The 21,520-nt window shown below is 62.8% G+C and carries 32 protein-coding genes; 1 reads left to right on the top strand and 31 read right to left on the bottom strand.

The window, feature by feature from the left end:
- Positions 1-2: 2 nt before the first annotated feature.
- From CYJ10_RS29455 to CYJ10_RS29385, 15 genes are all read right to left on the bottom strand, one after another.
- Positions 3-1,856, bottom strand: coding sequence for a phage tail tip lysozyme (locus CYJ10_RS29455; RefSeq protein ID WP_101684981.1), 1,854 nt, complete (start codon positions 1,854-1,856; stop codon positions 3-5).
- 118 nt (positions 1,857-1,974) lie between these two features.
- A complete protein-coding gene (locus CYJ10_RS29450; RefSeq protein ID WP_101684980.1) occupies positions 1,975-2,286 on the bottom strand; it encodes a phage tail assembly protein in 312 nt (103 codons plus the stop codon).
- A 2-nt stretch (positions 2,287-2,288) separates the two neighbouring features.
- Positions 2,289-2,657, bottom strand: coding sequence for a phage tail tube protein (locus CYJ10_RS29445; RefSeq protein ID WP_101684979.1), 369 nt, complete (start codon positions 2,655-2,657; stop codon positions 2,289-2,291).
- Positions 2,658-2,721: 64 nt separating this feature from the next.
- On the bottom strand, positions 2,722-4,212 hold the full coding sequence (locus CYJ10_RS29440) for a phage tail sheath subtilisin-like domain-containing protein (RefSeq protein WP_101684978.1): 1,491 nt from the start codon (positions 4,210-4,212) through the stop codon (positions 2,722-2,724).
- Positions 4,209-4,397, bottom strand: a complete 189-nt coding sequence (locus CYJ10_RS29435; protein WP_101684977.1) for a DUF2635 domain-containing protein — start codon at positions 4,395-4,397, stop codon at positions 4,209-4,211. Before CYJ10_RS29435 ends, CYJ10_RS29440 begins: the two co-directional genes overlap by 4 nt.
- 9 nt (positions 4,398-4,406) lie before the next feature.
- The gene (locus CYJ10_RS29430; protein ID WP_219621549.1) at positions 4,407-5,057 is read right to left on the bottom strand and encodes an ABC transporter permease; all 651 of its coding nucleotides are present in this window, start codon (positions 5,055-5,057) and stop codon (positions 4,407-4,409) included.
- Entirely contained in the window at positions 5,030-5,362 is a 333-nt protein-coding gene (locus tag CYJ10_RS29425) for a head-tail joining protein (protein ID WP_101684975.1), read from the bottom strand. Before CYJ10_RS29425 ends, CYJ10_RS29430 begins: the two co-directional genes overlap by 28 nt.
- A complete protein-coding gene (locus CYJ10_RS29420; protein ID WP_101684974.1) occupies positions 5,363-6,400 on the bottom strand; it encodes a major capsid protein in 1,038 nt (345 codons plus the stop codon).
- A gap of 65 nt (positions 6,401-6,465) precedes the next feature.
- Complete coding sequence (locus tag CYJ10_RS29415; protein WP_101684973.1) at positions 6,466-7,113, bottom strand: head decoration protein; 648 nt, start codon at positions 7,111-7,113, stop codon at positions 6,466-6,468.
- A 29-nt stretch (positions 7,114-7,142) separates the two neighbouring features.
- On the bottom strand, positions 7,143-7,781 hold the full coding sequence (locus CYJ10_RS29410) for a DNA primase (protein ID WP_101684972.1): 639 nt from the start codon (positions 7,779-7,781) through the stop codon (positions 7,143-7,145).
- A 26-nt stretch (positions 7,782-7,807) separates the two neighbouring features.
- Complete coding sequence (locus CYJ10_RS29405) at positions 7,808-8,671, bottom strand: S49 family peptidase (RefSeq protein ID WP_101684971.1); 864 nt, start codon at positions 8,669-8,671, stop codon at positions 7,808-7,810.
- The gene (locus tag CYJ10_RS29400; RefSeq protein WP_101684970.1) at positions 8,668-10,338 is read right to left on the bottom strand and encodes a phage portal protein; all 1,671 of its coding nucleotides are present in this window, start codon (positions 10,336-10,338) and stop codon (positions 8,668-8,670) included. Before CYJ10_RS29400 ends, CYJ10_RS29405 begins: the two co-directional genes overlap by 4 nt.
- Positions 10,338-10,583, bottom strand: coding sequence for a gpW family head-tail joining protein (gpW, locus tag CYJ10_RS29395; protein WP_101684969.1), 246 nt, complete (start codon positions 10,581-10,583; stop codon positions 10,338-10,340). Before gpW ends, CYJ10_RS29400 begins: the two co-directional genes overlap by 1 nt.
- Positions 10,584-10,590: 7 nt before the next feature.
- Positions 10,591-12,765: a phage terminase large subunit family protein gene (locus CYJ10_RS29390; protein WP_101684968.1), complete on the bottom strand. Its 2,175-nt coding sequence runs from the start codon at positions 12,763-12,765 to the stop codon at positions 10,591-10,593.
- On the bottom strand, positions 12,701-13,318 hold the full coding sequence (locus CYJ10_RS29385; RefSeq protein WP_101684967.1) for a hypothetical protein: 618 nt from the start codon (positions 13,316-13,318) through the stop codon (positions 12,701-12,703). The genes CYJ10_RS29390 and CYJ10_RS29385 overlap by 65 nt, the downstream gene beginning before the upstream one ends.
- 197 nt (positions 13,319-13,515) lie before the next feature.
- Between CYJ10_RS29385 and CYJ10_RS33955 the strand changes: the two genes are divergently transcribed.
- Complete coding sequence (locus CYJ10_RS33955; RefSeq protein WP_146002145.1) at positions 13,516-13,854, top strand: hypothetical protein; 339 nt, start codon at positions 13,516-13,518, stop codon at positions 13,852-13,854.
- A 2-nt stretch (positions 13,855-13,856) separates the two neighbouring features.
- On the opposite strand, the gene CYJ10_RS29380 is transcribed toward CYJ10_RS33955, so the two are convergent.
- The 16 genes from CYJ10_RS29380 to CYJ10_RS29300 all read right to left on the bottom strand — a co-directional run bounded on the left by CYJ10_RS29380 (position 13,857) and on the right by CYJ10_RS29300 (position 21,516).
- The gene (locus CYJ10_RS29380; protein WP_101684966.1) at positions 13,857-14,480 is read right to left on the bottom strand and encodes a hypothetical protein; all 624 of its coding nucleotides are present in this window, start codon (positions 14,478-14,480) and stop codon (positions 13,857-13,859) included.
- A gap of 1 nt (position 14,481) precedes the next feature.
- The gene (locus tag CYJ10_RS29375; protein WP_101684965.1) at positions 14,482-14,748 is read right to left on the bottom strand and encodes a hypothetical protein; all 267 of its coding nucleotides are present in this window, start codon (positions 14,746-14,748) and stop codon (positions 14,482-14,484) included.
- 147 nt (positions 14,749-14,895) lie between these two features.
- Positions 14,896-15,165 (bottom strand): hypothetical protein, encoded by a 270-nt coding sequence (locus tag CYJ10_RS29370; RefSeq protein ID WP_101684964.1) that lies wholly within the window; start codon positions 15,163-15,165, stop codon positions 14,896-14,898.
- A 201-nt stretch (positions 15,166-15,366) separates the two neighbouring features.
- A complete protein-coding gene (locus tag CYJ10_RS33950) occupies positions 15,367-15,630 on the bottom strand; it encodes a hypothetical protein (RefSeq protein ID WP_146002144.1) in 264 nt (87 codons plus the stop codon).
- A gap of 4 nt (positions 15,631-15,634) precedes the next feature.
- Positions 15,635-15,817 (bottom strand): hypothetical protein, encoded by a 183-nt coding sequence (locus tag CYJ10_RS29360; protein WP_101684962.1) that lies wholly within the window; start codon positions 15,815-15,817, stop codon positions 15,635-15,637.
- Positions 15,814-15,975 carry a Lar family restriction alleviation protein gene (locus CYJ10_RS35305; RefSeq protein ID WP_374703324.1) on the bottom strand — a complete coding sequence of 54 codons (162 nt, stop codon included), beginning with the start codon at positions 15,973-15,975 and terminating at the stop codon, positions 15,814-15,816. The genes CYJ10_RS29360 and CYJ10_RS35305 overlap by 4 nt, the downstream gene beginning before the upstream one ends.
- A gap of 8 nt (positions 15,976-15,983) precedes the next feature.
- Positions 15,984-16,475, bottom strand: coding sequence for a Lar family restriction alleviation protein (locus tag CYJ10_RS29350; RefSeq protein WP_101684960.1), 492 nt, complete (start codon positions 16,473-16,475; stop codon positions 15,984-15,986).
- Positions 16,472-16,993: a class I SAM-dependent methyltransferase gene (locus CYJ10_RS29345; RefSeq protein WP_101684959.1), complete on the bottom strand. Its 522-nt coding sequence runs from the start codon at positions 16,991-16,993 to the stop codon at positions 16,472-16,474. The genes CYJ10_RS29350 and CYJ10_RS29345 overlap by 4 nt, the downstream gene beginning before the upstream one ends.
- Complete coding sequence (locus tag CYJ10_RS29340; protein WP_101684958.1) at positions 16,993-18,495, bottom strand: hypothetical protein; 1,503 nt, start codon at positions 18,493-18,495, stop codon at positions 16,993-16,995. Before CYJ10_RS29340 ends, CYJ10_RS29345 begins: the two co-directional genes overlap by 1 nt.
- The gene (locus CYJ10_RS29335; RefSeq protein WP_101684957.1) at positions 18,492-18,740 is read right to left on the bottom strand and encodes a hypothetical protein; all 249 of its coding nucleotides are present in this window, start codon (positions 18,738-18,740) and stop codon (positions 18,492-18,494) included. Before CYJ10_RS29335 ends, CYJ10_RS29340 begins: the two co-directional genes overlap by 4 nt.
- The gene (locus tag CYJ10_RS29330; RefSeq protein WP_101684956.1) at positions 18,737-19,177 is read right to left on the bottom strand and encodes a hypothetical protein; all 441 of its coding nucleotides are present in this window, start codon (positions 19,175-19,177) and stop codon (positions 18,737-18,739) included. Before CYJ10_RS29330 ends, CYJ10_RS29335 begins: the two co-directional genes overlap by 4 nt.
- Positions 19,178-19,630: 453 nt before the next feature.
- Positions 19,631-20,197, bottom strand: a complete 567-nt coding sequence (locus CYJ10_RS29315; protein ID WP_101684953.1) for a hypothetical protein — start codon at positions 20,195-20,197, stop codon at positions 19,631-19,633.
- 86 nt (positions 20,198-20,283) lie between these two features.
- Entirely contained in the window at positions 20,284-20,433 is a 150-nt protein-coding gene (locus tag CYJ10_RS34325; RefSeq protein ID WP_180863106.1) for a hypothetical protein, read from the bottom strand.
- Entirely contained in the window at positions 20,430-20,801 is a 372-nt protein-coding gene (locus CYJ10_RS29310) for a hypothetical protein (protein ID WP_101684952.1), read from the bottom strand. Before CYJ10_RS29310 ends, CYJ10_RS34325 begins: the two co-directional genes overlap by 4 nt.
- Positions 20,801-21,169: a DUF559 domain-containing protein gene (locus CYJ10_RS29305; protein WP_257993592.1), complete on the bottom strand. Its 369-nt coding sequence runs from the start codon at positions 21,167-21,169 to the stop codon at positions 20,801-20,803. The genes CYJ10_RS29310 and CYJ10_RS29305 overlap by 1 nt, the downstream gene beginning before the upstream one ends.
- On the bottom strand, positions 21,166-21,516 hold the full coding sequence (locus tag CYJ10_RS29300) for a hypothetical protein (RefSeq protein WP_146002143.1): 351 nt from the start codon (positions 21,514-21,516) through the stop codon (positions 21,166-21,168). Before CYJ10_RS29300 ends, CYJ10_RS29305 begins: the two co-directional genes overlap by 4 nt.
- Positions 21,517-21,520 lie beyond the last annotated feature (4 nt).

Here is a 21,520-nt window from a genome sequence, read left to right as displayed (position 1 = left end):
GACTATGAAACCCCTTCAGTCGGCATCGAAGTCCGGACTCGCGTCGTCGCCTCGACGTTACCGCTCGAACGAACGTTGGCGCGTACGCCTTGCGTGGCCCCGGCGAGCACGACTTCAACCAAGACCTTGCCGCCGACTGCGCCACCGGCCGGCGCCGCCGATGCACCGGCTTGCGGCCGCGCCGCCGCACCGCCTGAGGCGTAGACGGGCGCCATCGGCGCGCCACCGGACAGCTGGTTTGCAGCAATGGCGCGCCTGGATGCCTCGCCGTCCGCGTCCTTTGGGCGCTCGTAATACCGCGACACGATGTCACCCGCCTCTCCAGCGGACTTCGCCTGCTTCAGCCGATCGCCGGCGGCACGTTCAAGCCCTGCGGTCAGTTCGTGGTGGACGAACGCCAGCTGCTCATCGAGCGTCGACGAGCGAATGTCCTTGCCGGACCAGCTCTTGAAGTTGCGTTGCCGGTCGGGATGCCACTGGGCGACACCGTATGCGTTGCCGCCGTCGCCCACCGCACCCGGGTTGAGCTCGCTTTCACGCTGAAGGTTGGCGACAATGCCCGCCGCCTGATCTCTGCTCCAGCCGCGGTTCTGGAAGAATGCGAGGGGATCCGTTGTGCCACCACTACCGCTCGGGACACCGGGGACTGGCCCCACGTCGATCGTAGGGGCCATGCCATTACGACGCGCCAGTTCCGCATCCTCTCCCTGGTTCAACCCCTTGCTATACGTGATACCGAGAATGCCCAGGACGACCGGGTTCGCCGCCAATGGCGCCAGCAGCGCTGCCAGCTTGGTCACCTGCCCGATCAGCGAGATCACCCCGGCAATCGGGCCAGCGAAAGTAATGGCGGCAAGGGCAATGGCCACACCTTTCACGCCACCCAGCGCGTCGACAAAGCTGCCGATACCGCGCGCCACCTTCCCCCAATCGACGGACTTCACCCAGTCGGCAATGCCCTTGACGAACTCCCCGACCTTGGTGGCGATCAGGTCACGATTCTTGGTCACCCACTCGGACAGCTGAGCGAGCAGCGGCGACAGAACTGGGATCAAGGCATTGCCGATCGAGGCCTTCAGACCATCGATCGCCAGATCCAGCTTAGCGACGTTCTGGGCATAATCCTTGGCCGCCTGGATCTGGTCGTCGCCCATCACCGACCCCAGCGCGCGCGCCTGGGCGACATACTGCTCGATCCCGGCGGCACCCTTTTGCAGCATCGGCAGGAGTTGCTCGACCCCAAAGGTGCGGGCGATGAGCCGCTGCGCCTGGACATTGCCGCCCTGCCGTGCGATAGCTTCCGCCACTTGGCGAAGTGCGCGCGTGGCGTCAACCGCGCCGGTCTTTGTCCGGGTCAGCGAAATCCCCAGCTGGTTCATCAGGATCAGCGCCTGGGAGTTGCGGTTGTAGGCCGCGTCCTCCAGGGTGTCACCCAACGACTTCAGGCTGCCATTCATGTCTTCGGCCGACAGGCCGGCCAGTTTGGCGGCCGCCTGGTATTGCTGCAGTTCCTTCGTCGAGACCCCAAGGATCGACGAAGTCCGGTCGATCTCTGCGCCCAACTTTCCCCAGTTGTTGGCAAGCGCCGCGATGCCGGCAATAGTGGCCGCACCGGTAATGGCACCCAGCGGCGGCACCAGTGCCGTCACGCCAGACACCGCGCCGCGCGCAGACTTGGCGACGGAACCGAGCGACTGGCTCACCTTGTTAAGGCCCAGTTCCCGCCCCAATCCGCCAAGCGACTGCTTCAGGTCACGGACAGGGCTGGTGAGCCTCGCCATGGACTGATTGACCCGGCGAACCGTGGCGGTCGCCTTGTCAACGGCCGCAATGGTGATCTTGAAGGTATTGGCCATCAGCCTTCTGCCCTTGCCTTTTGGATCCGCTTCATCTGGTCATTCCACCAGCGCAGCCGGGTAAGTGGGAGGGACCACGCTTCATTCGGACCCCAGTGGTAGAACTCAGTGACCTCGGCTACGCCGTCGGTCCAGGCTCCGGACCATCCTCGGTAAAACCCGCGAGGTACTCGTTCGCCTCCTTCAGGTCACGCTGGCCGATCTTCTCGGCGACGCCGCGGGGCACGCCGGCTACGAGCGAAATCAGCGTGATGCTCATACCGATGTCGCTCGTCGTGCTGGTGGTAGCCTTTTCCAGCTCGCCGGCGGTCGGCTCGCGCAGGGTCAGCTTGTCGTACGTGAGGGCGTCTTCCCCCTTACCGATCACCACCGGTTTGCGCAGGGTAAGTGCCAGTTCTTCCGGATGGCCTGCGGTTTGATTCGTTGTCATGCTCAGTTCTCCGTGACGCTCAGACCTTCCCACTTGACTTCGATGGTCGCGTCTGCGGCCTTAGCGGTCTGGTCTTCGATGGTCCACATATTCCGGCCGATGATCGTCTTGCCATTGGCCAGTTCCGCAACGATGGTGACGTTCGTCATGTCATTGAGATCCGCCACCGTGAGCCCGCCAGAGTCGCGGATGGTGGCCGAGATCGATCCGGGCCGCGGCTTCTCGCTGTACCCATGAACGTCGTCCATACCGGAAAGCGTCTCCCGGGTCTTCTTGGACGGGTTGTATTCAAAGTCCGCGACGAGCATGTAGCTTTTGCCGTCGACGGACAGATTTGCGGTCCCGGCCAGGCGATTGGTGTTGTCAGCCATTTCAAAGGGCTCCTGAAATGCCAGGGGCCGCCCTCAGGCGGCCCCGGCGTCCCTGCTAATCGGGTTACTGGTTGCTGAACTGGAACAGCAGCGCGAAGATGCGGAGCTGGTTAATCAGCGTCGCGGGATAGAGCACGTCCACCCGATTCGGGTTCTGCCGATTTTTCTCGACGATGATCGACTTGGCGAAGACGTCGCTCTTCTGCACGTAGCCGCGATACTCCAGATCCTGGTACTTGGCGATCTGACTGCCGCGGATCGTATTCGGCGTCACGATTGCCGACCCGGGCGCGAAGCGCGTGCCGTTATCGGCCAGCTTCACGCGCGAGTACTTGCTCGTGATGTCGGCCTTGAGCTCGCGCAGCACGAACTGGATCGTGAGCAGTGTTTCGACCTGCAGATAGCTGTCGTCCGGCTGGCCGAACGAGTTGACCTGGTAGGTGGTGATCAGGTTTTCGATCTGCACCGTACCGTCGGCGGCAACCGTGAACGTCGAAACGCCGTCCCACAGCAGGACATTGCGGTCCGTCAGCGCGAAGCGCGAAGTGAGCGGCGGCGCGAGCACTGCGGTAAGCGCCAGCGTCTGCAGAGGCAGCGCAGCATCCGCGCGCGCAGAAACCGCGACGACGGCGGCAATGTTCGCCGCCCAGATCCAGCTGGGAGTTGGCGAGCCGCTGAAGCCCATGATCGACATGTGTTCGTCGTTGCGCGCCGTGCCGAACGTGGTCAGTTCGCCCAGCGTGCCGCGCTTGGCGCCGTACGCGCCACCGTAGAGCTGCTTGCTCCAGCTCCACCGGCCCGTCGTGCTGCTCAGGAACGACTTCATCGCATCGAGCGACGCTGTGTCGGTGTAGGGGAATGCGATGAAGTCGAATTCCTTGTCCAGCAGGTTGGCCAGCGCGGTGGTCAGGTCAGGGTTCACCAGGCCACCCGACATCTGAGTAATGGTCACGGCAAGGCCCGGCGGCGTTGCCTCACCACTCGCAGCGCCGCGGTAGTTCAGCTGCAGGTCGATGTCGTTACCGGCCAGACCTTTGTTCTTGGCCGTCACGTTCACTTTGCTGGTGGTCGTACCATCCACCGCCGCCGTCACCGGCAGATCGGTGTTCGCATTGATTGCGGCAACCAGTGCGGTAGCCAGCTGAGCCTGCGTTTGCGTCGCCGACACGGTCATGGTGACCAGAACGCCCGCGATGTACAGGAACATCACGCCGGTCGCAGTTGCCACTGCCGTGAAGGCGACCGAACCCGTTGCAGCCACGCTGCTCTGGCCGTCGGCCAGAGGCAGATACCATACCTCGCCAAACGGATCGCCAGCTCGATAGGCCGCGGTCATAAGCGCCAGCATGGATCCCGGGCCACCGACGGTCTTTGCCTCGGTGGGGCCCTGAGAGATCTGCGGTGTGTTCGGGACCGCGGTGCCGCCGGAGGTCACCTGACCGATGACAAGAGCGCGTTGCGTGCCGGAGCCGCTGTTCGCCTTGGTGTTGTCGAGCTCCGCGTAGAACAGCGGCGCACGGAGGTTTTGCGGAATGGTCTTGAACGGGATGGTCATTCTTTGGCTCCCTCGGTGGCCGCGTTCGCCTTGCCTTTCGGCGCGGCGCCGACTTCGATCACGTCACCGTCGCGCAGGCGGCGGTTCCAGTAGAAGTCGGTCGGATCGATTTCGTAGTTGTCGTCGATGAACTGCCGGGTCACCGGGTCTCGAACTTTCAGGCCTTCGGCTGGCTTGACTTTCATGATGGATACCTAGTCGGAAAGGTTGATCTGCAGGGTGCCTTCGTCCCGACCATCTGGCCCGGACTCCCGCGGCGCTGGGACAACCTCCTGCGGGAAAGGCGGGTCGGCATAAGTCCCAGAGGGGTCGTAGACGTTTGTCGCATCCAGGTGCAGATTCACCTGCTCGACCTCATCTCCGACCACCGGATAGAAGTCCTCCGGCCCCTGGTAAAACTCCATACCGATCTCCATAGCCAGCTCGCCCAGATGCTCCTCGCCGCTGGGGTCTGTCACGATCTTCGACCTTAAGAACGGGAACTGCTGAAGACGCGACATGAGCTGCGGGCTGTTGATCAAGGCTCTCTTGATCTGCTCCCGCATCGCTTCAAGCTTGACTTGCAGCACCGACGCTGCGGTGTCCGAATCCTGTGCCGGAACCTGCATCCGGCCAGTGATCTGGAGCGTCGCAGTGACGTCGAACTGCGGTGCGTTCCGCCCCAACGAAGCGCCCTCCTCGCTCGGTGCGTGGAGCAGCAGAACGGGGTATTCGCCTGACCAGGTTGGCCAGTCGCGCGGCGCGAACACATTGGTGCCGGCTTCGGTTTTCCCCGCCAACGCCTCCACAGCCAAGTCGGCGAGTTCCGCGGTCGTCGTCATGTCGCCACCTTGTTCAACAGACATCTGGCGCCACCGTGCCCGTCCACGCGAACTTCGCGAACGATGAAGGTGACGCCAGCGCTGGGGATAAAGAACCGGTCGTTTTGCTTCGGAGGACTCGGGAAGTCGGATAGCCGCACGCCAAGCGTGGGACTTTCGGTCGTCACGCCAATCGAGCCGTCTTCCAGCGCAACATCCCGCGTATAGGCGCGGTCGAACACGCCGGAGATGTTGATGGGCGTGCCACCACCGACCGGCCGAAATTCCACCGGTTCAGCGAACACGCCCATCAGCGGCCCGAGGACCACCGAGTTCCAGTCGACGGACATTTACGAACCCGCGCGACCGCTGAAGAGCACTTCGGGGCGGGTGCAAATGTGGAGCGGGTAGCTCGACACTTCCATCTTCCACCACTCGTTGCGGTCGCGGTCCATGATCGGCACGACGTACACCGGCTTACCCGGCGTGTTGACCCACTGGAAGGACTCGCCCGGGGCCAGTGCGCGACGGAAGACCCCCGGAGCGCCGACCGGGAAGAACTTCACCTTGTCATCGGCGATCTTGATCGTCGAATTGTCGTCCGAGCCACGGTAGTTGAGCCAGCGGATGCCACCGAACTCGAATGCCTGGAACGCACCGCCGGCGTTACCACCACGGATTTCCTGAGCATCGCTCCAGTTCACGAACGTCCGGATGACGTCCGGGTGATTCACAAACAGGTCGTAAAACGCGTCCCCGCACAGTGCGAAAACCTTCGTCGATGGGGTGAACGCGCCCTGAGCCTTGCGGGCCATTGCGCGGGTGATCTGGTTGCACAGCGGGCGCAGGGAATTGGCCGTACCGGTTGCCAGGTCGAAGGGTTGCTCGCCCGGCTTCGTGATGCCGAACTCCTGGAACCAGTCGTAGCGGACCGAACCATCGGCGTCCGTGAACAGGCCTTGCACGGCGGCCAGGCGCTGGAATTCCCACGTGAACTCGATGTTCTTCAGCAGACCCGTCGGACCAGCAAGCCGGCGCGCGACTTCATCCTGCACCTGCATCAGCTCGGACTCCGTACCGAACGCGCGGATGTTCTGCAGTTCGTTCGCGTAGATGGTGTCCGAGTGGCGCAGTCGCGGAACGTCGAAGTAGCGGGCCTGACGCTTCTCGGTCTGACGTTGGGTACCTTCTTCGCCGCGCTCGCTCAGCGGGATAACGACGAGCTGGCCCTGGCGCTGCTCGACGACCAAAGCAGTGGTACGAATGGGATCGTCATCGAAGATACCCAGCTCGCCCAGCGCCTGCGGCTGGTACGGGTACTTGTCGACCGCTGCGGTCAGGCTGACGGTCGAGAACGGGTCCTGGTTGAAAATGTCAAGCGATGCCATTGAACGGCTCCTTCAATTGAAAAAGCCGCCTCGAAGGCGGCCTGTCGGGTTCGTACGAGAGAGGGTCAGCGACCGATGATCTTCAGCGCGAGGAGCTGGGCGAGCGCCGCCGTCTTGGCTGGAGCATCCATCGATGCGTCCCACACCAGTTCCGACGTGTTCACCTCGCAGTCGCGCACGACCACGGCGCCCGGCGTGTCATTCAGGGTGGCATCGACCAGCCCGAAGGAAATGCCGGCCGCGATCTGCGAGCCATCCGTTGCGGTCTTGGTGCAGGGCACCCACAGGCCGGTGCCGGCGGCGACCGTGACCGTGAAGCTGTCACCAGGGGCGAACGCAGTACCGCCGGCCGTGATGGTGAAGCCCAGGCCGCCTGCGTTGTAGGCAACGCCGGTGGTGCCGTGGCCAACCTGCTTCCCGGTCGGATCTGCCACGATGTAGTGCGTGGCGTCGTCGAACTCGACGGTGTAGGCGCCGGCCTGGGCGGCACCGACGGTGATCGCACCGAACGTGCCATTACCGGTGTTGGTACCGAGTGCAGCCGCGACCGCCGTCGTACCGACTGTCTTCTTGCCCATCACGGTGCCGGGCTGCACTTTCACGGCACCGGTGAAGGTGCCGCGATCGATGTGGCGATGGCCATTCGGCTGGGAGACGAGAAAGCCGCCCGGGTGCCAGGCCTCGTTCAGGGGAGCGCGAGATACGTAGCTCATGAGGGTTCCTTAGAGTTGAGGACAGGTGGTTACGGGCGCTTGCCAGTCGTCTTGGAGAAAGCGCGGTCCCAGCCAGCCGCGGCCGCCTGCGACGAGCTGCGCTGCGATTCCGCGCCGGCGCCAAGCCGGGGGTTGCGTGCCGAGCGATCTTGCGAAGCCGACGAAGCAGCGGGTGAGCTGCGCAGAATTGCCAGCGCCTCTTGCCGCGTCATGCGAGTCTTGAAGGCCAGGTTTGCGGCCAACTCGACGTTCCGGCCGGCAGCCTTCGAGCCCATGATGGCGGCGCAACGCGCCTGCTCGCGGGTACGGGCACGGGCGACGGCGCTCTTTCCACGCATCTCCTCTTCGTCGTCCTCGGCATCCGGGTCAGCATCGTCATCTTCGGCGCGACGAGCCTTCTTGTCGTCCTCGTCCTCATCGAGCTCGTCGTCCTCTGCGTCCGGATCCTTGTCCTTGTCGTCCTCGGCCTTCTTGCCCTTCTTGCCCTTCGACCCGTTGCCGTCGCCATCTTCGCGGTCGCGCGGCTCCTGGTCATCGTCTTCGGCGCCGCGCGCACCCGGCTTGTCTTCGTCCTCCGGCTTGTCGTCTTCCGCGCGGGATGCACGGTTGCCAAAGCCGGCGAGATGGGCGAACGAAAGCCCGCGCGCCGCAAGGGTGCGAATACTCATAATTGGTACCTCGTGGGTGGGGTATGTCAGCCCAGCTCGGCGAGCAGGGAACGGAAAGCCTCGTCGGGCGCCATAACGGCGTCAGCGAAGCCGATCTCGACGCCATCGACGCCGAGAAACGTTGTCGCCTCGGTGCCCCGCACCTTGGCAACGGAAAGCTTGCGGTTCCTGGCCACCGTGGCCACGAACAATTCGCCCATCTTGTCGACATCTGCCTGGTAGCGCGCCAGCGCTTCCTCGGACAACGGATTGAACTCGTTCCCGTCGGCTTTTCGCGCCCCGTAGTGGATCATCGTCACGGCGATGCCATCCTTGGCCAGCGCCTTGGAGAAGTCGACATGTGCGCAGATCACACCCACGGAGCCAGTTCCACCAGTGCGGGGCACGACGACCTTGTCTGCCGCGCTCGCAATGGCGTAGGCAGCGGAGTACGCGCTTTCCGAAAGGACTGACCAGATCGGCTTTTGGCCTCGCGCGCCGTAGATGGCATCGACCAGGTCAAAGCAGCCAGACACCTCCCCGCCACCGCTATCGATGTCAAGCATGATCGCCTGCACCGACTGGTCCTCGAGGGCCATGCTGAGGTTCGCACGGATGCCGTCGTAGCCCGTCATGCCGCAGGTCGGGCGCATGTAGCCAGACTTGTGCACCAGCGTCCCGGAGATCGGAATGACGGCCACGCCGTGCACTACGTCGTAGTGTCGATAGTCCGGCTCTTCTTCCTCAGCGCCCACGAGCTCGCTCATCGCGAGCATGTCGCCGCTGGCCCGGAAGAGCTTCGTGATGCCGAAGCGGTCCGCAAGCGCTGCCATGACCATCTCCGCCTTGGACGGCGTGATGGCAAGCGGGGTGTTGAAGAGCCGCTGAGCGAGAAATGGTAGGTTGTTCATTGAGCCTGAGGTTCTTCAATAGGCGTCGCCGCCGGATTCGCTCCGTCGCCGAACCACTTCGGCGGGGGCAAACCCGCCTCCTTGAACATGCGGACTTCGATCGCGCGCTGTTGGATCACTTCTTCGTAGTCAAGACCCTGCTCCGCGCATTCGCGCTTGAGGGTCGACAACCCACCATCGAGGCCGAGGATTGCGCCCTGCTTCTCCTTGACCGGATCCACCCATCCCCGTGCCACGCCTAGCCAGTCGCATCGAGAGTAGGCAGTCGCCGCCTCGACAAAGTCTGGCGCATCCCGGGGAAGCACGTCGTCCAGGTCGCCGCGTTCAATCGCCTCCTGCAGCCACGTCGCATAGATGGGCGTGGCGGTACCCATCTTGAATTCGGCATTACGCCGGCTCAGCGTTTTCCAGCTCTCCAGCAGGGCGGCACGCGCGCTCGAGTAGTTCGTCTTGCTCCAGTCCTGGGTGATCTGCTCGGCAGACACCCCCAACGCAGCCGCAATGGATCGCAGCATTTCATGCGCGAAGTCCGCGAAGCCGTCGTGCGGATGTGCCGCCTGTACCTGGTTGATCGATTCGCCGGGTGCTAGCGTGGGGATCCGGACGCCGTTGAGCATGGCCGGGCGCTCCTTGGACCAATCCGCGCGCAAGTCCTGGTAGAAGCCGAGCTCCTCGCCTTCACTGTCCATTGCCGCTTCGATCATTTTCGGATCGAAGGGGCTGGTGACGTAGGTCCCGAAGATCGTGGCCACCGTGGCGGCCTGCAGCTCAACGCCGTAGTAGCGCGCGAGCATCTTCGCGTGTGCTAGCACCGGCGTGAAAATTCCGATGCCGCGGTTCTGGCCGGCCCGATCGCGCTCAAAGTCATGGATCACCCGGCGCCAACCATCCGGGTCGTGGCGTTCGACCCGCTCCCATACCATCGACTCGGCTGCGTTGTACCAGTCGTTCTGATGCGCCTTGCGGATGTGATAGGCGATGGGCACGCCATCATCATCGATCTCCACGCCGCCTCGCAGGTTCTTGGTGTCCACCATCTGATACGGGTTGGACAGCCGGTCCGGATCAACCAGCAGGAACGCTGTCGCGTACTTCGCTGCACCCCGGCCGATGCGCTCAGGCATCCAGTGCGCGACGTAGAGATCTTCTCCGTCAATGAGCTTGTGCCGCAAACCCAGTCGCATCTGCTGCGACATGGAAAGCTGACACGAGACATCGTTCCAGTGCCCAAGATCTTCGGAGTACGCGCGCCACAGCGCTTCCACTGCCGACCGGAACTCGTCCGCCCACTCGGGCCCGAAGCCCTTCGCCAGGCGCCGCAGATACCGCCAATCCGGATTAGCGGACAAACGAAGATGCGCACCAACGGTGTTGTCCAGAATGCGCGTAATGCCGCCATTCGCCCAACCGTCGTTGCGGGACAGGTCCCGCGAGCGGGCGACCATGCGGTCGCGGTACTGGTTGATTTCCGAGTCCGGCGAACGGATGATCGGAAACCACTGCCCCATCTCCTGCGTCTGCACGTTCGACGCTTCGTATGGAAACTGGCTCGAGTAGGGAGGCTGGGTAATACCCGGGCCGCCCCATCCAGCATCGGCACGCGCGCGACCGCCGGCGGGCAAGTCCCCGAAGGGCTTGCCCGTTGTATCGACGATAAGGGATGCCATCAGAACAGGACGCGACGTGCGTGCGGGTAGCAGTTAATGATGCCGAGAGCCTTCTGCAGCATCAGGATGCTGCGATAGATCTGCATGAGGTCGGTCGGCTTGTAGGTGACGGACTTCGTGCCGTCACCCTGGTTGTACGTCGCCGTGACGATCTTCGCGCCGGCCGACAGGTCAAAGTAGGCCGCCTGCAACGCAGCCAGCCGCGCCTGCATGTCCGGCACGCTCATTCCGTCGGTAATAGCCATTGCGTTCCTATGCGAGGCGACTCGTCAATTTCTTCTTCAGCGGCCTGGATTCCCCGGGCGTCGCCACGATTGCCGGATGAGGGACCGGCACGACAGGCGCAGGCTCAACGTCAGTGGCCGGCGTCCACACGCCCGTTTCCGAATCCTGCTCCAGTGGCACCGAAACAAGATCGGCGCGGCGGTTCAGCTTCAGCCCCAGGTGGGTCAACCCACACAGGGCCGCATACGCGTACACACGGCAATCCAGCGCTTCGTTGGCGCGCCCGGAGGGCAACTCCCAAACCCGGAACTTCTGGCCATTCACGACCTTCACGACCGATCGCTCGGAGGTGAGTTGCTCGAAGTAACCGATGTCCCGGTCACCCGGGAAGTGCATGAAGCCGGGGCCATGCTCTTCGACGTGCAGCCGGTTCCTGATCGTGTCCTTCGCCGCATTCACGCCGATGATCACGGGTCGGAACGAAGCCTTCGTCTTGCGCGTCGGCTTCTTCACCGGCCACACGGGATTACGCTTGCCGCTTACGGCCGACTCCCCCTTGATTGCCCAGATCTTTCGACCGAGGCGCGCCTTGGAGAAGTCATAGACCTTCTGCGTGTGGTGTCCACCGGAGTCGATGCAAGCGGCCATCACCTCGAAGGGCCGACCGTCCGCGCGGTACCAGATCCGATTCAGGAAAGCGTCAAGACGGTCCCAAGGCTCAGGCGTCTCCATGTCGCCTTCGATGATCTCGTAGGCGATTGACCAGCTTTCCTCGTTCCGCCCCCACCCCACCACTTCGATCTCGAAGCGATAGTCCTGGGTGTCGATGCCCACCGTGACAACAGCCACGCCCTCCGGAACCTCTGCACCCCAGCGCTCACCGCGCGCCAGCAGCGCTTCCATCCGTAGCGCCTTCCCGGCGTTCGGACGGTACGGCATGCCCGCCTGGGTGTTCCACCAGGTCTGCTTTCTATCCTCGTCCCCTTGCGCCGCTAGCCACTTGGCTGCCATGTCGGACGGCTTGTCTTTTTGCCACGGGCTGAACAGCTTGCTGGCCTGGAAGCCTGCATGCTCGTTGTCCACCCGCCAAGTCCCGCAGTCGGGGCATTTGGCGCGGTACACGGCATAGCGATCACTCGCCCACCAGTCCCACACTTGGGCCAGGGCCGCGTCGACTGGCGAATCCCGTTCGTCTTCCGGCCCCCGCCAGGCGCGCTCATATGCGTCCAGAGGCACATGCCTGCTTCCGCAGCACTCGAACGGGCGCGTCTGGTGCCAGCGAACCGTGTGCAGGGCGCGCAAGCGATCGCCTTCCGACCAAATCTCTCCGCACGACTCACAGGCGATGCGGGCGGTCTTCGGGTGGTGCTCAAGCACCGTCCCGCCTTCGTCACGTCGCTTGTCCCAGTCGACGTGCTTGAAGAAGTCGGGGAACATCCTGTGCCCGCAGTGCGGACAAGCGACCGAGGCGCGCCTCTGATCTGAGTCCTTATAGCTGGCCTCGATCCGGCTCTCGTCCTCCACCGTGGGAGAACATGCCCGCACGGACAACCAGTTGACGCCAAAGGTCGCGGTCCGCTCCTCCGCCAACGCGATCGGCTCACCCTCACGGGTCACCGGATACTTGTCCACTTCGTCGGCCAGGATCACCCGAACTGGGCGGCGTGCCAGGTTGTCGGGGCTACCGGCGCCGGCCAGCGCCAGAAAGCCGCCGGGGAACGCCTTGAACAACAGCGTCTCATCGGCATTCCGGGTCTTGCTCGTCCCAACCAGATCACGCAGCACCGGCGTGACCCGGATCATGGGGCTGATGCGCTCCTTGCTGAACTGCTCCGCCGCGGCCTCCTTCGGCTGCAGCAGTAGGATCGGGCACGGATCCAGGTGGGCGAAGTAGCCGAAGACGTTCTCAAGGAACGCTGTCTTCAGGAGCTGCGTGCTCACCATCGTGGTGATTACGTGCACGCCAGGCTCCGTGACGGCCAGCATGGGGCCGCGCGCCACCTCTACAGTTGAGGTAGACCAGTTGCCCGAGGTGCTGCCGGCCTCCTTTGCCAGCTTGCGGAACCGGTCAGCCCAGTCCGGGACGCTGATCCGCGGCGGAGGCGTCCAGCCCTTGTGGACGGACGCGCGCAGCCACTCAGCCTTCTGCTCCCGTGAAATTGGCTTCCGGCTCGCCGAGCTGGGCGATTTGACTGTGGACATGCGCGGTGAGAGCTTCCGTTACCCGATCGGCTTCGATGCCAAGCTCGGCGGCGAGAATCGGACCTACCCTGGTAGGCCAGTTCAGCCATGCATCACGCTGTGCCCGAAACTCCTCAAACAGGATTGCTGACGCGACATCCAGCTCGACCAGTGAGCCGGCCTTCTGTTCGTACTCGAGCTGCCGGAGCAGCGCGAGATAGTTTTCCTTCTTCTCCAAGGCGCCTGCATAGTCCAGCAGCGCCACGTCAGAATCAACGATCCTGCGCGCCGCATCGGCGGGCGACTCGTCGTCGCGCACCTCTACCGGCGGAGCTATCTGCGCCGGCGCCGGGGTGCGAACAGGGTGCGAACTGTTCGCAGAGGTGTTCGCACCCTTGTTCGCACTGTTCGCACCCTTTGCATTGGACTCGCGCCAAGCCGTTCCGACCAGCGAAGCATCGAGGCCGTTATCCCCGGAAAGCCTTAGCCGGCCTTGCTTTACGGCCCGCCGGACCAGCGTGTCAGAGCACCCCTCTCGGCGCGCAAACTCGCGGATGGAAATGGCAGTCGTCATACAAGTGCGAACAGGTGCGAACACCTTTCAGACTTCATAGCTGGGGTGAGATCGCGGTGCGCAATTGCCCGCGATGCATTAACCCCGGGGAAGGACCCGTAGCACCCCCCAAACCGACTAGGATGACCCCTGTTGAGCTCGTGGCAGAATGGATAGCTAACTAGCGCCCCAACACTCATTGGCTCAGAGGACTTTCTATGCAGGAATTCAACTTCGAGATTCAAGGTTCCGCCGAAGCACCCTACCAAGTGAAGTTCGTTGCCAGGGACGGCGAACTTTATGGCACATGTACATGCGCAGCGGGCGAACAAGGCCAAGCGTGCAAGCATCGATCCGCAATACTGGACGGCGACGTTACGGCGGTCGTCAGTGGAGCAGACTACGCTGTGACACTCGCCGGTCTGCTGCCAGGCACCAAACTACAAACCGCAATACAAGCCATTGCAGGCGCAGAAGAGGACCTGGCTCGCGCGAAGAAAGCTGTTGCTGCCGCAAAAAAACAACTTGGTCGCGTCATGCTGCCACCGACCGTGTAGCGTCACCGCCGCGCCGTGCTGACAGCCTTCGAGTAGGCAGCACTGAGCGCCGGCCCGAACGTGGTCGCCACCGTCTTCTTCGCGCCCTCTCTATACCCGAGGACCGGGCGCGTCTTGTGCGCATCCTCGAACTTCACAATCAGCTTCATGCCGGCGCGCTTGCCGCGCACCGCCTTTGTCCTCTGCCAGACCCCGTCAACCGTTCCCTCCTTCGTCTTTACCTTACCGACGAAGACGTTCTTGCGTGCCGCCAGGCGACGCACCGTTGAGCGAGGAATGTTGCCGTACTGGTTAAGGCGCTGAGCCACTGGCTTGATCAGCGCCCTACCGTCCAGCTTGTTCACGCCACCGAGCTCATAGGGTTCAAGGTAGCGCGCCGCAATATCCTTGACGAAGACCACCGCTTGTTGCGTCGACTTCGTGGCCCGCTTCACGGCAACGGACTTAAGCGTGAACGGCGTCGGCCTGTCCAATCGCTTTTGCATGCCAGCGACAGCGTTAGCTTGGACCTTCAGGGCCACCGCATTGAGCGCTTGGGCCGTCGCAAATGGCATTTGCTTCCGAGCGAAGTCGTCCAGGTCACGCTGGAACGCCTTTACGTTCGACCTCAGATTGATCTCGAGCACGCTACCGCCTGATCCAGGCGGCCGGCATGACTTCCGGTGCCGGCTCCTTGGCGAACACAGGCACCTCGCGAATGAATCGCGACGGCGCTGCGGGCGGGAACGCGGTCACCGTGACCACCGCGATTGCTTCCTCGGGAGCAAAATCCGGCTCCTCAATGTCGGTCACGATGGCAGGCACCGCACGCTGACCGTTCAGCCAGACGGCAGAACGCATCAGGACGGTGACGCCGAGCAATGAGGTTTTCGCAGTTTTGGCTTGTCTGGACATGTGGTTAGCACCTCAATGATGTGCATCGCACCAGGGGCAATGCCCAGAGCGCCACTGCGGGGCTGAAAAAGAAATGGGTACGGCAGGTAGCGGCCCGCCGTACCCGAACCCGGGCGAGAGACCAGGGAGGAGACAACAGGGAAGAAATCAGCTGGACGGGCACATGCGCCAGCGCGCCGTCACGGTCGGACGGCCGCGCTTCGCCGCACGCAGGCGGAACGTCTCGGAAGCATTCAGGCCACAAACCCGCGGCAGACCCTGCAATGCCAGGTGGGCGTTCGCGGACGGCAGGCGCTCCCAAACCCAGCGGCAAATGCCGCCGAATGCCTTGCGGAACGATGCCGCAAGAACCACCACAAGACGCGCGAATGCGTCGACCAGCTTCCGGAAATCCGACTTGAAGGCGAGGATGTTCATGTGCAACTCCACAAGGGAAAACGAAAAAGCCCGCGCGGCGAACCGGGCGGGCTTAGGATCCATCGCGTTCCGTTCAGAGACACGCATCCCTCCTAAGGGATGCTATGTCTCGGTCTGAACCGGTAACGCCGCGATGGGCAATCAGTAATCTGTGGCGAAGGATAAGACACCTTCAGGCAATTATCAAGCCCCACAGGAATTTCAGGCTATGCGACGAAGATTCCGGAAACCGCCATCAGGGTCTGTGTGGGTGCGGCGAAACTCACCTTCTTCGCGGGTCTTGAAGTCAAGCCGGAGCGTCAAGGTGTTGTCGACATTCCGTTGATAGACACCGCCATACAGTCCAGTGCGGCACTGTGCCTCCCAGGAATGCTCCCTCTGTTTGCACTCGGAGAGCTCAAGTGGCTGCACAGAAAGATCATCGGGAAGACTCTGGATGAGCTCAAGCAGTTGGCGTTTGTCCATTTCCTCAGTCCCATGGGCTCTGGCCAGTCACCCTGACGAACACGTCCTTTAGTTCGACAACGAGGTCCGGCAGCACGAATTTCAGGTTATCGACATGCATCTGGGCCGGCATCGGGATCTGCAGGGCGTGGCCGATGGCGTCTAGGCGGTCGACCAGCTGGCCGAGTTGCTCTTGTGCTTCGTTCATTTCGGATCTCCTGAGCGCCGATTCCATTCGGCTATAGCGTCATCGGTCGTCTTACCAGCCGGCCCCATTGCTTCGCAGCGGTCGCACTGCACGTACTCGCACTGGAAGGATTGCTGCACCGTGCAAACATCTGATCCACAGAACGGACACGGCTTCATCTCATCGCTCATACCTTCTGCTCCCCGTTGAGCTTCATAGTCGCATCCGTTGCCCCTCGTGGCTCGTCCTGCAGAGGCATCCAGTGTGTCGGGAGCGGGACCTCCGAAACGGTGATGGCTCGCCGGTCTGCCGCGGTGAATGGGCTCTGCAGGGTCCATTGGTCAGCTACGTAACTCCACGCCCCGCGCCACGGGCCGTCCACCCACGTGCCGAAGCCTGGCACCCACAACTGGACTACCCGATCCTTCTGCGCCGTCTCAATCGGCTGCCAGCCGCCCCCTGGCTGGCTGGCGCTCTCCAGTTCGCGGCGGTTCCACTGTTCGATGGCGGCAGACACCGCCTCATCTTCTGACGTAGACGTGTATTGCGGCGTTAATGAAACGTCGCAGGAGTTGCAATTGATGCTCGCCGCCCAGCTATCGTGTTCGACTTGCTCAATCAGCGGGGCAATGCTGGGCTTGCCGCCGCAAAATGGGCACGGCTTCAGCTTCTTGCTCATTCTGTTTCTCCCTCTGTGGCGCGGGCGCGCTTCATGAACACGAGCCAGTGCGTCAGACCCTTGCGGCCGGACACGTGGCCAAATAGCGGTTCCTGCGGCGCCAGCGCAAGCACTTCGCTTACCTTCACCTGCGTTTCGTTCCACTTGAACACCAGTGTTCCGCCGACCTCCAGCACGCGCAGGCATTCCGCGAAGCCTTTGCGCAGATCTTCTCGCCAATCCGGCCCTAGTTTTCCGTACTTGGCTGCCAGCCAGCTTTTCGGGCCAGCGCGCACCAGGTGCGGCGGATCGAATGCCACCAGCTTGAAAGAGCCATCGGGGTATGGCAGGTCGCGGAAGTCCATCAACTCGTCCGGCTCGATGCACAGCGTCCGTGTGCCGGATTCGTTGCCGTGCGAGCGGTCTGTTACGGTGACCGTCTCGGCGCGCTGGTCGCCAAACACCACTTCGGGGTGGCAACGGTCGAACCACATCATCCGGGAACCGCAGCAGGGATCGAGAATCGACTTATCGCGCATCACTCACCCCCTCCCGACTGCTCGCGGGACATGGCGGCGTCGATGGCTGCACGCGGATCATCGCGGAACACCTCAGCTACCGTCCATTCGTTATCGTTTATGTCGAACCCGATAACGCGCCAGCCGATGTCTTCCTCACCGATGGAGAAGCAGCGGAGATCCCACGATTCATTTAGTAGGGTATCAAGTCGCTTCGCATCTCTCTTGTCGCTCTCTGCCGCAGGGGATGGGTGGGCGAGTGCGCGCACGAGACTGAGTAGATTCGCCGTCGCATTGGTATGGCAGACGATCCATTGCCCGTGATCGCCTTTGCGGGTCCACCCGTGCTGTGCTGCCACCTCGAAAATCCGCTCGTCTGTCAACGCCCCCGCATCGGCCTGTACCTGCTGGGCGGTTGCCAGATAGTCAATAACCCGCTGCAAAGAATCCCAGCGTGCGACATCGTACTTGCTGCACTGCTGGCGCGATGCTGCAAGGTTGTTTTGCTCGTTCCGCAGCACGTCAATCAACGCCTCGCGCTCATCCTGCTGCGCCGCCCGGTTCACTGCGCGCGCCTCAACAGTCTTAGCCTCGCAGGTTGGGATCATGTTCTCGTGTGGATGGCTTCGCATGCATTCCGGCTCATCATGCTGCGCCGATGCGACCTTCGCCCGCGCAATTACACGTTGCAGGTTATCGAGCGTGCTGCTTGGCTCCTTGTCCTTCACAACATTCAAACGGTACACCGCTTCAACGTGCTCCAGTGAGCGCAGCATGTCATCAAACACGCTGCACGACGGATTCACCCCGCGCCCCAGCGCCGATGCGAGTTGCTGACAGCCACGATGGTCTAACCATGGGTCAGTGGTCTTGGCCCCGCACACATCACAGCGCGGCTCCGAAACCTGCTGCGCCGATGCGGCGAAATGCACGCCGCGCAGGTTTCGCAATTGCTGCTCCAATGCATCAAGGCCGGCGACGTTCTCGAAACGCAGGCGCACTGCCATTGCTTCCGGTTGAATGACGGTGCCTTCAGGATTCTCGCGTTCATCACCGACCACGCGCCCGGCTTTCTCTTCTTCCGTCGCCACGCTGATAACAAGTTCCACAGGATCGCCGGCCTTCGAGTGGTTCAGCAAATAGCCGCCAATACCAAGATGCGCATACCCGCGATAGTGTGGGGCGACTACGAACCCTTCCGGCACCCCCGCACCCATTTCCCCAGGCTGGCGAGGGGCGGCGAGGATGGCACGGGCAATGTTCCTTGCATCGATGTAACCCCAGCCAGTACGCCCCATTCCAAGCGACGATTCAGCATGTTCAAGGATGGCGTCAATCTGCTCATCCGTCAGCCCATCCCCCGCTGGAAGCTTCGCCAGTTCAGCGCGAACCATCCATGCACGTCGCATGCCATGCCAGACGGCCATCTCGTGACATTCCCCAACGAATGTCTCGTTATAGCGCTGCTGCTCTGTGCGTACCTGTTCAGCCGTCAGCGCCGCGCGCGTGTTGGTGTCGGTCATGCTGCTTGCTCCTGTTCGGCCCGCGCGAGGCGGAGGTCTTTGTCTGCCGTGTCGCCGGCGGGAAAGAATGCGTCCAGCGCCTGGACGTGCTTCATGTGGTTGACTGCGCGTTCCTCGTATTGCTTCGCTGCCCCATGCTTGCGCTCCTTTCGGCAGGCCGCAGCGTGCCTCCGGGCCCTCACCACGGCACGCCAGTGGTACAGCCGCACCGGGCGCAACTTGTTCAGCGCTTCGGCCTCCGTCATACCGTCAGCCCCATTTCTGCCGCCTCGGCGATCAGCCTGTCAGCCCGTGCCGAAATCTGCTCGCGCGCATGGATGCCCTCCAGAACCCGGGACATCACCGACAGGGCCTTGGCGTGGCGAACCTTCCAGTGCGTGAGCGTGTTGGGTGACTGGCCGTACTTCCGCACCAGAATCCGGCACACCAACTCGGCCGACATCCCATGCACGTAGTGGTACTGCAGGAGGCGCTTGGCCAGCGGGTCGTGAATCGCCTGCCACGCTTGCTCGAGCAGCCATCCATCCGACACGTCTTTCGGCACAATCTGTTGCGGCGCCCCCATGTCGTCCTGTCGGCTGAGAGCCGTCGCCAGCTTCGCCCAAGATGCGCAGTGCTTGGGCTGCCATCGCGGGTCTCTCACCACCCTGCCCCAGTTCTCCAATCTCGCCTCAATCGTCATCAATTTCCCCGCTGAAACAACTCACACCGTCTGCCGTACTGACGGCGCTTGAACTTGCAGACTCGCTCCCCCTCCCCATCGGCGTCTTTAAACGGCGATCGGTTCGCGCAATCCCCACACGCCTTGTCCGCCCGCCTCGCCTCCTCCTGGTGTCGCATCGCGATCTCCTCCGGTGTCAGGCGGTACATGTAGCTGGGATGGATCACCGCCGCGCCTCCCGCTGCCATCGCATCCACGGCAGACGGAATGCCGCGTGAAACTCCGCCTCCGCCTCGGGCACGTGATCAATGTCGGCCCGGGAGGTGATGCCGCAGCGCTCAAGGATGCAGGCCCGGGCATCGTCCGCCGTCTCACAGGGGCGCCCAGTACGCACTGCTACCATCCGTCGAAACTCGGGGTTGTCGCCGAGCATTGCCGCCAGGTTGGACAACGGGCCGCCCTTCCGCTTCTCCGTCATACCGATACCCCCATGCCAAAGAGCGCCTGCACTACCGCATGCTGCTTTGCGCCAAGCCCCTTCTTCAGGCGACGGCGGAGCGAGCAGCGCGCGATGATCGCCTTGTAGCGCAGCGGGTCCTCCTCTTTCATCCGACGCATACGGGCGCACGCGCGCTCCGAAGGAGTCGCCACATAGGGCTTTGGCGCATCCTTCCCAGGGAAGGGCACCCACAGCGGCTTCGGGGGCCCCCTGCGGCTCCTGAGCCAGTCGCCTACATGGGCCAGCCCAGCTTCGTGCCGCTCCTTCATCAGCCGGTCGATGCAAACCCGGGTGGCGCGGGTCATCTTTACGAGCTCATGAACCGACCGAGGTTGCTTGTCCTGCCCGATCTTGACAATCAGAGACCAGACGGGCGACTTATTGCCCGTGTATGGCTTAGGGCCCAACTTCAGCTCCGCCGCCTTCATCTGGGCGGCATCCTTGGTTCTGTGCAGGTGCGCTCCGATGGCGCGCCAAGACGTTCCCGTTTTCATCAAAGCAGCAAGCTGCGCCACATCTGCGTCAGTCCAAGGGCGGTTCATCTCACCATCCCCCATACAAACGGAACCACCATCGCAGCCATCATCAGGCACGCATACAACTCGCACACGTCAGCAGTGCTCATGAATCACTCCACGTCGGCCAGCAGGGCCAGCAGCACACACAGGAAGGCGCCGACCGACAGAATCACAGCCGGGTGAGCGTTGATGTATCGGGTAGCCATGCCCATAGCCACCGCAATCGCCATCAAGAAGAAGTTCCAAGCGCATGGCTTCATCTGGCAGCCTCCGTCGAGGCCGCTTGCAGCTTGGCCACCTCGTCCGGGTTCTCGGCACGCCAGTGGGCCCAGCTTTCATGCGTCAACTTCCATTCGATCCAGTCCGGGTGATCCGGCTTGGCGAGGAACGTCGTTTGATGGCCATCCACGCATTTCTCGCAGCGCTGGGGGCCGCGATTTGCCATGAAGAGGTGCGAGCCACAGAAGTAGAGACCGCAGCCGTGCTCCCCGCCGTACGGATCGCCGCCACAGACATGCGCCAGCCCGCGATCGATCCTTTCGTTGCAATCCGGGTGATCGCAGAACGCCGGCACGCCGTAGCCGATGTCCCGGTCCCAGTTGCTATCAAAGCCAAGGCTCCAGCCCATTACCGCCCCTCCCTGATCTGAATCGCTGCCTTCACCGCGGCAATCGCCGCACCTCTCTTCACCTGGTCTGTCGTGAACCGGAGTACTGTCCAGCCCTGAGCTGCGGCTGCGTTGTACTTCTCCAGATCGGCCTGGTAGCCGGAGCCCCGCGTGTGCCGACCACCAGTCCAGGTACCGCCCTCCACTTCCACCGCCAGGCGCCGGGCCGGCCATGCGAAGTCGAATCGCCACATCCGGATGGGGTCAAACCTGTATTCCCGCTCCTGCCCCGTCAAACCCGACGACTTCACCTGGTTGGCGAAGATCTCTTCGCCTAGGCTGATGCCGATTCGAGGGCGCCGCGGTGCTGCCGGCCGACGGGCTGTCACGCCGGCTCCTTCACCTTGGGCTCGCGGTCGCGCGCTGCCTCAGCGAGTAGCGTCGCCAGCAATCGAAATGCGGCCAGTACCCACATCCCAGCCCATGCTGTTAGCCAGACGAGCAAAATCTCAGTGATGTAGTGGTAGGTCTTCATGCCTTTCGGCCTCTGGATCCCCGACAGCTGCGACTTGTCGCCGAAGAGCCCGAAGAACAGAAGCAGCAGCGTGAAGAACCAAGCGAACACCTGGAACGCCCGGGCAGCGCCTTCCGAGCCGGTATCCATGTGGTACCAGAGCGTTCCGAATACCGCTGCATCGATCAGAATGGCCTTCAGCCAGTAGCGCATTGCTTTCATATGG

It is taken from the genome of Cupriavidus pauculus (assembly GCF_002858765.1).
GTDB classification, from domain to species: Bacteria; Pseudomonadota; Gammaproteobacteria; order Burkholderiales; family Burkholderiaceae; genus Cupriavidus; species Cupriavidus pauculus_B.
This window is presented reverse-complemented; position numbering and strand designations above follow the sequence as displayed.